The organism is Pandoraea sp. PE-S2T-3 (assembly GCF_002179965.1).
GTDB lineage: Bacteria > Pseudomonadota > Gammaproteobacteria > Burkholderiales > Burkholderiaceae > Pandoraea.
Genome location: NZ_NGUQ01000037.1, coordinates 896,905 through 907,354, shown reverse-complemented (window position 1 = coordinate 907,354; position 10,450 = coordinate 896,905). Strand labels below are relative to the sequence as shown.

Sequence of the window (10,450 nt, the reverse complement as noted above, 5' to 3'; positions counted from 1 at the left end):
GTTATTGGGCGCCAGCGGCGGAGGCCGGGGCTGCGGACGGAGCCGATGCGCCTGATGCCCCCGAAGCCGCCGAAGCTTCAACTGCCGCCGGTGCCGACGCGCCGCGATGTCCGCCGTGGCGTCCCGCGCCCGACGCCTGTGCGCCGGAACCGGGTTCGCTGGCAGCCGCTGCGCCGCTTGCCGGGGTCGCCGCGCCAGGCAGGGCAATGTGTGCGCCGTCGCTCAGGCGGTCCATGCCGTCGGTCACCACGGTTTCGCCCGCATTCAGACCGGCTGTGATGACCGTGTGTTTGCCGTCGCTCGGCCCGATGGTGACTTTGCGCAGCGAGGCCGTGTTGTTCTGTGTGGCGACATAGACGAACTCGCCCGGTGCGCCGCTCTGGACAGCGGGTGTCGGCACCAGCACCACGTGCTGGAGCGTGTCGACGAGCAGCGTCACATTGACGAACTCCTGCGGAAACAGCACCTCGTCGTCATTGGCGAAGCGTGCGCGCAAGGTGACCGTACCCGTGGACGTGGCCATCTGATTGCTCACGGCGTACAGCGCGCCGGTGGCAAGTTTCTCCTTGTTGTCGCTGGAAAAGGCGGTCACGGTGAGCGGTTTGCCGGTGCGGTACTGCTTCATCACGGCCGGCAGTGCGTTCTGGGCCACGGTGAATTCGACCGTCGTCGGCTTGACGCTGGTAATGACGGCGATACCGGTCGTACTCGTTGACGTCACATAGTTGCCGGCGTCGACGAGTCGCAGACCCACACGGCCAGCGACCGGGGCGGTGATGCGGCAGTAGGTCAGATCGAGCTCGAACTGGGCGATGTTGGCCAGATCGGCTTTGACGGCGGCTTCATCTTGCGCCACGAGGAATTGCTGATCGGCAAAGGTTTGCTCGGCAATCGACTTCTGCTGGTGCAGTTGGGTGTAGCGCGCGAGATCGGCCTTGGCTTGGGCGAGCGCGGCGCGGTCCTTGGCGAGTTGGGCCTGCGCCTGTTCTTTGCTGATTTCGTACTGTCGCGGGTCGATCTGCGCGAGGAACTGGCCCTTGGTGACTTCCTGACCTTCCTGATAGCCGACCTGCGTGAGGTAGCCGCTCAACTGCGGCAGTACCGTCACCGTCGCCTCGGGCGTGACCGTGCCCAGCGAGGTGATCGTCACCGGCATTTCGCCGTAGGCCGCCTGCGCCACCGAGACGATTTGCGGCTGCGCACCACGCTTGGTATTGGGCCGGTGCGCGAGGTGCCAGGCAACCCATGCCACCAACACGAGCACGACAATGCCAATCCATAGGGCGGTGCGACGCCGCTTCTTGGGCGGTTGCGATCCGGTATCCGGTGCTGCTTCCATATCTGCCTCCAGCGCGACGCAAATGCGCCGCCCATGCACCCGGGAGAGGCCCGGGTTGCCACGCTTAGCAGTCTAGCGACGGGGGTGCCCGTTTTGGCGGGCCGAACAGGCGCTGGAAGTTACGGCATCTTACCTCCGCTCGCGTTCACAAGCGTGGCGCGGGGGGACGTAAACGCCCGTAACGGCAAGGGAAATTGCAGGGAAATCAGGGGGCGGGAAGGGGGCTTGCGGGCAGGGTGCCAGTGACAGGCCCCCTGTTACATCGTGTTACTGAGGGGTGCTGAAAGTAATCCGGCGCAAGATCGCCGGACGGTCTTTCAGCACCCTTGTGCTGACCGATGCCCAGTTATGCGGTCGGACGGCCTGCGGCGCGACCGGGCATGAGACGGCGGGCGATGCGGCCGAACGCACGGACTTGCTGTGCAATCACGCCCATGCCGTAGCGGCGCGAACGGCCTTCCGGTGCGGGCAACTGGTCGCGAATGCCGGTCGGCTCGACGGCGTGCTCCCACGAGGCGGTGCGAAACACCATGTCCCACCATGGGAACAGCACGCCGAAGTTACAGCCGTAGCGCGTGCCTTCGTGCCCGTAGCCGATGGCGTGGTGGCGGCGATGGAACGTCGGGCTCACGATCAGACGTTCCAGTACCCGGCCATACGGCAGGCGGGCATTCACGTGCTGCACGCTTTGCAGGAAGTTGCTCACGGCCACCAGCACGACGTATTGCGCCGGTTGCACGCCGATGAAGAGCGCGATGCCTGCGAAGAATGCGGCTTGCAGTACGTCGTCGAGGAAGTGGTTACGGTCGTCCGACCACAGCGACATCTGCTGCTGGCTGTGGTGGACGGCGTGCAGTTCCCACCAGACGCCGAACCGGTGTTGCCAGCGGTGATACCAGTAGCCCGCGAAGTCGAGCACGATCAGGTAGATCAGGAACGAGGCAAGCGGCTGATCGGTGACGCCGGGGTACAGGCCGTCGAGATCGATGCTCGGCAGGCCGTGGATCACCATCTGGCTTTGCAGCTCGTTGAAGACCGGCTGGAGCACCACGAAGAACAGCAGATTCAGGATGCCGAGCTTGGCGATCCATGTGTAGATCACGTCGGCGCGCACTTGGCGACGGTCCTGCCACTTCTCGACGGGGCGCAGGGCTTCGAGCGGGCGCAGCAACGCGTACGACACGCCGATTTGCAGCACGCCGATGAGGACGAAGTAGAGCGCGTCGTAAATATCGTCGTCATAGCCCATGAAGTTGAAGTGAAACAGCAGCGGCTGGATCACGTCCACATAGATGAGCGTCTGCACGGCCGAGATGCCGCTGTCGACGAAATTGATGGCTTCCTGAATCATCGGGTGGCCTCGTCAGTCCGGATTCGGGGAGAGTACGGGGGCTCGGTCGGCAAAGAAAATGCCGTGCGGCGAACGGTTCACCGCGATGCGGTCGACCAGTTGGCGTGTGGTCAGATCGATCACGCCGACGTGGCGGGCAAAGCGGAACGTTACCCAAAGATAGCGTTTGTCGGCGGAAAGTTCCATATCGTCCGGGCCCGGCATCAGGCCGGTGATGTCGGCGACTTTGGTGAGCGATTCGTAATCGAGAATGCTGATGGTGCTCTCAACGCGGTTACTCACGGCGATGTGGCGGCCATCGGAGAGCGAGCGGAAGTTGTGCGCGCCGCGTCCGGTCTGGATACGCTTGATCACCTTCTGCGTGCGCCAGTCGACCACGGCGACATCGTCTTCACCGGTCATGCCGACGAGCAGATATTTATCGCCGGGCGTCATCCACAGGCCGGCGGGGGTTTTGCCGACATTCATGCGCCACTTCACCGTCTGCGTCGGCAGATCGATGGCGACGAGCTCACCCGAGTCCTGCAAGGTGACGAAGACCGTCTTGCTATCGGACGAGAAGGTCATGTGGCTGGGCGTCTTGGCCAGCGGAATGCGCTTGGCGACCGTGACGTTTTCGCCGTCGTAGTGATAGAGGTCCACCCGGTCGAGGCGCAGTGCGGCGGTCACGAACCATTTGCGATCGGGCGAAAAGCCGAGCTGGTACGGATCGTCGATGTCTGCGACCTGACGCTGGAGCTTGCCGCTGGACGGGTCGAGGAACATGAGGCTGTTCGAGACCGAGTTGGCGACGATGAGCGAGCGTTTGTCGGGGGTGATCATCAGGTGGTGCGGCTCCTTGCCGGTGGGCATGGTGCCGATGACCTTATGCGTGGCCTGATCGATCAGAGACAGTTGGGCGGCGCCGGAGTCGAGCACGATGACCGTGCTGGCGAAGGCAGGCGAGAGGTGGAAACCACCCACAACCAGGGCCGAGATGGACGCCAGAGCGCGCATGCGGCCGAAAAGCTTGGAAGAAAACACCATGAATGCCGTAGGGTAAGACCAGTATGAAGCCGACAACGGTGACGCTCCGCCGGGATGCGGACCGCCGACTTGAGAGGTAAACGCACCACCGAGCCGGCCCGTTGACAAGAAAATGGGACGAAAGGGAATGCGGCAGTGCGAGCTTTCCGACGTTTGTGGACGGCGTGCAGTCGACGGGACGAGCAATGATCTCGCTGATGTGTGAAAAATAAACGCTCACATGTGAGCGTTTATTGTGGATAAAGCGACGCATGTGAGCGGTTAGGCGATTTGTCGATCGACGTCGGAACCGTCTGGCAGGTAGGCGACGCTATTAGTGCTCATTTCGACGAAGTGTGATCGTTTTCCGTGCTGGCCGCCGTGACTTCCACCCCATCCCACTGTTCCAGCAACGCCAGCGCCTCGCGCGCCCAGTCCAGCCAGCCTTGTTCATACCTCACGCCGAGCATGAGGATGTGGCGCTGCAATGCCCGCTCCCGCGAAAGGTCGACCCCCGTGGGGAAATCACGGGCTTCGATCGCCCGGTAGGCCGCCAGTTTTTGCGCATGCAATCCTGCACGCCGGCGCAATTCCGGCTGTAGCCCCAACGTCCCCATCGCGGCATCGGCGCGCAGACGCACCATCAGGTCGTCGCGCAGATCCGACGGCTCCGTCGGCGTCGCCGCCCACGCCAGCAACTCGTCCCGCCCTCCATCCACCACCCGATAGACGCGCTTGCGTGTTCGCCCCCCGTCCGGCGCGGCCGTCGAGACGATCCACCCAGCCGCCTCCATGCGGGCCAGTTCCCGATAGATCTGCTGATGCGTGGCGTGCCAGAAGAAACCGATCGATTTGTCGAAACGGCGGGCAAGGTCGTACCCCGAAGAGGATTTCTCCAGCAGCGAGGTCATTAGGGCGTGGGCGAGCGGCATGCCCGGCAGTGTAGGCACTCTATTCCACCTATGCAACCCGTTGCATAGTGGCCGCCGTCGCCTTAGAATCGCCATCAAACTATGCAACTGGTTGCATAACCGAGATACGCATCGACGTGTCCTATGCTTCCCGGATGCACCCCCAAAACCTGCCGAAAAGCGAGAGAGACAGCGATGAGCGGCTATCCCCACCTGTTGCAACCCCTTGATCTGGGCTTCACCACCTTGCGTAACCGTGTGCTGATGGGCTCGATGCACGTCGGGCTGGAAGAAGCGCGCAACGGTTTCGCCCGGATGGCCGAGTTCTATGCCGAACGCGCACGCGGCGGTGTCGCACTCATGGTCACCGGCGGTATTGCCCCGAACGACGCAGGCCGGCCCTACGCCGGCGGCGCCAAGCTCAGCACGGAAGACGAGTCGGACAAGCATCGCGTCGTGACCGAGGCCGTGCACGCTGCCGGCGGCAAGATCGCCTTGCAGATTCTGCATTTCGGCCGCTATGCCTACCACCCCGATCTCGTCGCGCCGAGCGCGTTGCAAGCGCCCATTACGCCCGCCAAGCCCCGTGAATTGTCGGGTGCGGACGTCGAAGCCACCATCGACGACTTCGTCAACTGCGCCGCGCTGGCGCAGCGCGCAGGTTATGACGGCGTAGAAATCATGGGCTCGGAAGGGTATCTGATCAACGAATTCATCGCCGCACGCACCAATCACCGCACCGACGAATGGGGCGGCAGCTACGAGAACCGCATCCGTTTCCCAGTGGAAATCGTGCGTCGTGTGCGTGAACGCGTGGGCCGCGAGTTCATCATCATCTACCGCTTGTCGATGCTCGATCTGGTCGAGGGCGGCTCCACGTTCGACGAGGTTGCGCGACTGGCCAAAGCGGTCGAAGCCGCAGGCGCCACGTTGATCAATACCGGTATTGGCTGGCATGAAGCGCGCATTCCGACCATCGCCACCAGCGTGCCGCGCGCGGCGTTTGCGTGGGTGACCGGCAAGCTCAAAGGCCACGTCGGTATTCCGCTCATTACGACCAACCGCATCAACATGCCCGATGTGGCCGAGCGCATTCTCTCGGCGGGCGAGGCCGACATGGTGTCGATGGCGCGCCCGTTGCTCGCCGACCCCGAGTTCGTGAACAAGGCCGCTGCCGGGCAGGCCGACGCCATCAACACCTGCATCGGCTGCAATCAGGCGTGTCTCGATCACACGTTCAGCGGCAAGATCACGTCGTGTCTGGTCAATCCGCGTGCCTGCCACGAGACGGAGTTGCGCATCGAGCCGGCCGGGCGCGCGCGCCGCGTGGCCGTCGTCGGCGCCGGGCCGGCAGGGCTTGCCGCCGCCACGGTCGCTGCCCGCCGAGGGCATGACGTCACGCTCATCGAAGCCGATGTGGAGATCGGCGGCCAGTTCAACATGGCCAAGCGTGTCCCCGGCAAGGAAGAGTTCTACGAGACGCTGCGCTACTTCCGTCACGAACTCGCGGCGACCGGCGTCAAGGTCCAGTTGAACACCCGCGCCAGCGTCGATTCGCTTACCGCAGGCAGCTACGACGACGTCGTGCTGGCCACCGGCGTCGTGCCGCGCACCCCGGAAATCGAAGGCATCGATCATCCGAAGGTGCTCAGCTATATCGATGTGCTGCGTGGTGTGCGTGGTGGCGCGTCGGTCGGCAAGACGGTGGCGGTGCTCGGCGCCGGCGGTATCGGTTTCGACGTGGCGGAGTTTCTGACGCAATCCGGCGAAAGCGCCACGCTGGTGCCCGAGAAGTTCTACGCGGAATGGGGCATCGACCCGACGTACGCCCACGCAGGCGGTCTGCGCGCCCCGGCGCTGGAAGCCTCGCCGCGCAAGGTCTATCTCATGCAGCGCAAGACATCGAAGGTCGGCGACGGGCTGGGGAAGACGACCGGCTGGATTCACCGCACGTCGCTCAAGCATCGCGGTGTGGAAATGATCCCCGGTGTGACTTACCAGCGCATCGACGATGAAGGCCTCCATGTGACGCTGGACGGGCTGCCGCACGTGCTGCCGGTCGACAATGTCGTGCTGTGCACTGGCCAAGAGCCGCTGCGCGAGCTGGAAGCGGGTCTGAAAGCGGCAGGTGCCCGCGTTCATGTGATCGGCGGTGCCGACGTGGCCGCCGAGCTCGATGCCAAGCGTGCCATCAAGCAGGGGACCGAGCTGGCCGTGGATCTGTGATCGACGATCTGGGTGTCCGGCAATTTGGGATGTCTCCCCGACGGTGAAACGCACTATGAGACAATGCGCCGTCTCGCTGAATGCCCCGTTCCGGGGCGTTCGCGGCGTCAACGCGTGAACGCCGTGTGCCGGGCGTGCCTTGTCGCCGTCAGCCGTTTGGCCGCTGTCACGGCTCGCCGCCAGTGACAGTTTCAAGGGGAGTACGTACCGTTTGGCCGACGGTGTGATCGTGAATGAAGCGTAATTTACCGTCTGCCTCGCCACTGACGGGCCGTCTGCGGTTGCAGAATCTGGCCATCGTCTTTGTCGTTATCGTGCTTTGCGCCGGGCTGCTGACCTTAGCCTGGCGGTCGTATCAACGTGCCAGCGACGCTGCCCAGGGTTTCGACGCGCTGCGTGCCACGCTTCTGGCGATGGAGAAGGCGTCTGCCGAACGCGGACCCGCCAATGCGGTACTGGGTGCCGACCTGCCGTTGCCGCAGGAGGCCGTCACCGCCCTGAGAACCGCGCGCGAGGCCACGAACTCCCAACTCGATCGACTCCTTTACGTGCTCTCGTCCGACCACTGCGAGCGCTGCGGCGCCAGTTTGCGCGCGGTGGAGAAAGCGCGGCTGGATCTCGCGGCGGCCAGCGCCAACGTCGACCTGCTGGTGCAGCGTCCGCGCGAGATGCGCAGCGACGCCGCCGTGCGAGACGCCGTCGATCGCATGATTCGCGTGATCGCCGATTTCACACCGGTTGCTTCCACCCGAATCGATATCGTTGCGCGCGGCGCCCCCGAGGCCCTGCACTACATCATTCTTGCCCGTCTGGCGGCCGATCTGCGCGAATACGCCGGGCAACTCGGCTCCCAATTCACCGCGTCGCTCACCACCGGTCAAACGCTGACCGAGGCCGATCAGCGCGCCATGGAGCGGATTCTCGGTCGCATCGAACAACTGCGCGAGATGATCACGTCTCGTCTGTCTGATCCGTCGGAGTTGCCCGCGGGCATCGTCTCGGCGCTCAATTCCCAGTACTTCGGTGCCGGCCTGCATTACGTCGCGACGGTACGGACATTGGCGAGTCAGCCGAAACCCGCGCCGTTTTCGACGGCAACGTTCGCCCGCCAGTACGTCCCGACGATGCGCTCGATCACCGACTTTCGCGATGCCATGCTGACGCTGGCGCAGGAGAAGGTCGACGCCCGGCGTACCTCGGCGTTGCACTTGCTGATCGCGACCGCTGTGGCCGAGATTGCCGTGGTGCTGTTGATCTATCTGGTCATGCGCAACTTCCGGCGCAATGTCGTCTATCCGCTGGAGACCGCGGCAGGCGTCATCGACGCGCTAGCCAAGGGCGATCCGCATCTGGCGGTGGTCGGCGAAGAGCTCTCGATGCATCGCCCGGAAGTTCGCACGATGTTCAAGGCGTTGCGCATTCTGCAACTCAGCGGCATCGAGTTGATGCAACTGCGTCGCGAGCGCGCACGGTTGGTCGGCGAACTGGAAATGCTCTCCGACACCGACCCGCTCACACGATTGCTGAACTGGCGTGCCTTCGAGCGGCATGCGCGAGCGTTATGCGCCATCCCCGCGCCGGGGCGCGTGGCGCTGATCAAGTTCGATATCGATAACTTCACCCAGATCAATGCCACATGGGGGCACCATGTCGGCGACGATGTGCTGCGCCGCGTGAGTGCGGTGTGTCTGAATACCTGTCAGCCGGGCGACGTCGTAGGGCGTTTGGGCGCCGACGCGTTTATCGTGCTCGCGCGCGTGCTCGACGAATCGCGTGCGCAGCAATTCGCCGAACTGCTGCGCGGACGTATCGAAGCCAGTACGTTGCCGCTAGGCGACGGCGAGGTGTTGACCGTCTCGGCGAGCTTCGGTATTGCCATGGCCGAACCGGCGACGGACGACATTGATTCCGTCGGTGAACGTGCCGTCGTGTCGTCGGCGGTGGCGGACATCTCCGCATTGCTCAGCCAGGCCGAACGCCAACTGCGTGCGGCCCGGCTGGCAGGGGCGGGCGCTTAGGGCCACTCAGGCGTTGCGGTGCCCAGCGCCATGGCGGGCAGCGCCCAATCGACCGGTGTCCCGGCAATCGTCATCGGTGTTGCTACCCGACGTACCGGGCCCCACGATGTATCTTCAATCCGCGGTGACAAATCGTCGGCAGTCTCATCGGCGAGTGGCGGCAAGGGTGTCTCCGTACGGTGCGTCACCAGCAGGCGCGCGGTGCGCGCCAGCGACGCACGAATCGTCACCCCGAGCCCTTGCGTCTGACGCATCGCCAGCGCACGCACGGCGGCCGCTGCCATCAGATATCCCGTCGCATAGTCGATCCCTTGCCCGGGCAGAGGCACCGGGCGCGCCGCGTTGGCGGCTTTCATGCCTGCATCCGCAATGCCCGCACTCATCTGCAACAGACTGTCGTAGCCCCGGCGCGCGTGCCACGGCCCTTGCCAGCCGTAGGCATCCAGCGACACGTCGATCAAGCCCGGGTTGAGCTCACGCCGGCGTGCGGCACCCAGTCCGAGATTTTCCAGCGCATCGGGCCGATAGCCGTGGACGACGATGTCGGCGTCGCGCAGCAGCGCCTCAAGCGTGGCGCGACCGTCCGCCTGCTTCAGATCCAGTCGCGCGCAGCGTTTTCCCAGAACCACTTCCGGCACCGTGCCCGGCTCATCCCAGCCGAACGGATCGATGCGCAGTACCTGCGCGCCGAAGCCCGCGAGAAAACGTGTGGCAGTCGGCCCGGCCAGAATGCGTGTGAGGTCCAGCACGCGAATGCCGGAGAGCGGACGGCCCGCGAACGGTCGCCATGCGCCGGTGCGCGTCGTCGCTGCTCCTGCGTCAAATGTCTGCCAGTGCAGCAGCGGTTCTGCCGCCACGGCCAGACCTTGCGGATGGGCATCCCACTGCGCGAGCGTTCGCATGGCGGCAGCACAGCCACCGCTGGCGACGACTTGCGCTTCCAGCGCATCGGCTTGCCATGTGGACACGGCCTGCGTCACGGCATCGCGTTCTCCCGGCACGCCGAGCACAGCGAGCGCGGCAGCACGGTGATGCGGGGCGTTGGTGTGCAGCCGAATCCAGCCATCGGCGGTTCGGTAGTCGCCCGCGATCGGGTCCCAAAGGGGCGACGACGCCCAACCCTGCGCCCGGAACGACGTCTGAAACCAGAACGAGGCAAGACGGCGATCGACATTCACGGCAGGCAGTGCGACGTCGCTCGCAAGACCATAGTTGCCCGCTTCACCTGTGCCGAGCGCTGCAACCGCGAGACTCGCCGTGGCGATGGCAGCGGTCGCGAAATCGGTGAACGGAAACGCACAAGGCAATGCGCCATGACCGCTGAGCGTGAGCGATGGGGTGGCGAGCGAAGGCAACGACGCGCCCTGATCGACTGCACGAAGCATCTCGCGCAAGTAGTTGACGACAAAAGTGGAATCTTCGGCGAGCGATACGGCATCGGGGCGCCGGGTGGCGCCATGTCCGCTGGATTCGGTAACACGCATGAGGAAGTCCTCGAGTGAATCGATAGAAACATCGCATGAGTCGCGATGCGAGACTGCCGGCGCATTGAAGCTTATGCCGATGGATTTTATTGTCAATATTGATTAACTTAGTCAAT

At 64.2% G+C, this 10,450-nt stretch carries 7 protein-coding genes; 2 read left to right on the top strand and 5 right to left on the bottom strand.

Features of this window, described 5'->3' with window-relative positions; translation table 11 throughout:
* Position 1: 1 nt before the first annotated feature.
* From CDV46_RS26060 to CDV46_RS26045, 4 genes are all read right to left on the bottom strand, one after another.
* On the bottom strand, positions 2–1,339 hold the full coding sequence (locus tag CDV46_RS26060) for an efflux RND transporter periplasmic adaptor subunit (protein ID WP_087688966.1): 1,338 nt from the start codon (positions 1,337–1,339) through the stop codon (positions 2–4).
* A gap of 346 nt (positions 1,340–1,685) precedes the next feature.
* Positions 1,686–2,690, bottom strand: coding sequence for a sterol desaturase family protein (locus CDV46_RS26055; RefSeq protein WP_087688965.1), 1,005 nt, complete (start codon positions 2,688–2,690; stop codon positions 1,686–1,688).
* Positions 2,691–2,702: 12 nt separating this feature from the next.
* Positions 2,703–3,716, bottom strand: a complete 1,014-nt coding sequence (locus tag CDV46_RS26050; RefSeq protein ID WP_087688964.1) for a YVTN family beta-propeller repeat protein — start codon at positions 3,714–3,716, stop codon at positions 2,703–2,705.
* A 320-nt stretch (positions 3,717–4,036) separates the two neighbouring features.
* Positions 4,037–4,627, bottom strand: a complete 591-nt coding sequence (locus CDV46_RS26045; protein ID WP_087725958.1) for a PadR family transcriptional regulator — start codon at positions 4,625–4,627, stop codon at positions 4,037–4,039.
* A gap of 174 nt (positions 4,628–4,801) precedes the next feature.
* On the opposite strand from CDV46_RS26045, the gene CDV46_RS26040 reads away from it, so the two are divergent.
* Together CDV46_RS26040 and CDV46_RS26035 are read left to right on the top strand one after the other, a co-directional pair.
* Complete coding sequence (locus tag CDV46_RS26040; RefSeq protein WP_087725956.1) at positions 4,802–6,832, top strand: NADPH-dependent 2,4-dienoyl-CoA reductase; 2,031 nt, start codon at positions 4,802–4,804, stop codon at positions 6,830–6,832.
* Positions 6,833–7,065: 233 nt separating this feature from the next.
* Positions 7,066–8,850, top strand: coding sequence for a GGDEF domain-containing protein (locus CDV46_RS26035; protein WP_087688961.1), 1,785 nt, complete (start codon positions 7,066–7,068; stop codon positions 8,848–8,850).
* On the opposite strand, the gene CDV46_RS26030 is transcribed toward CDV46_RS26035, so the two are convergent.
* Positions 8,847–10,235, bottom strand: a complete 1,389-nt coding sequence (locus tag CDV46_RS26030; protein WP_087726109.1) for a CoA transferase — start codon at positions 10,233–10,235, stop codon at positions 8,847–8,849. The two genes, CDV46_RS26035 and CDV46_RS26030, sit on opposite strands and share 4 nt — an antisense overlap.
* Between the last annotated feature and the right edge of the window lie 215 nt (positions 10,236–10,450).

Coding starts and splice junctions, on each gene's coding strand:
- CDV46_RS26060 (WP_087688966.1), bottom strand. CDS start 1,339: ATGGAAGCAGCACCGGATACCGGATCGCAACCGCCCAAGAAGCGGCGT.
- CDV46_RS26055 (WP_087688965.1), bottom strand. CDS start 2,690: ATGATTCAGGAAGCCATCAATTTCGTCGACAGCGGCATCTCGGCCGTG.
- CDV46_RS26050 (WP_087688964.1), bottom strand. CDS start 3,716: ATGGTGTTTTCTTCCAAGCTTTTCGGCCGCATGCGCGCTCTGGCGTCC.
- CDV46_RS26045 (WP_087725958.1), bottom strand. CDS start 4,627: ATGCCGCTCGCCCACGCCCTAATGACCTCGCTGCTGGAGAAATCCTCT.
- CDV46_RS26040 (WP_087725956.1), top strand. CDS start 4,802: ATGAGCGGCTATCCCCACCTGTTGCAACCCCTTGATCTGGGCTTCACC.
- CDV46_RS26035 (WP_087688961.1), top strand. CDS start 7,066: ATGAAGCGTAATTTACCGTCTGCCTCGCCACTGACGGGCCGTCTGCGG.
- CDV46_RS26030 (WP_087726109.1), bottom strand. CDS start 10,235: ATGCTTCGTGCAGTCGATCAGGGCGCGTCGTTGCCTTCGCTCGCCACC.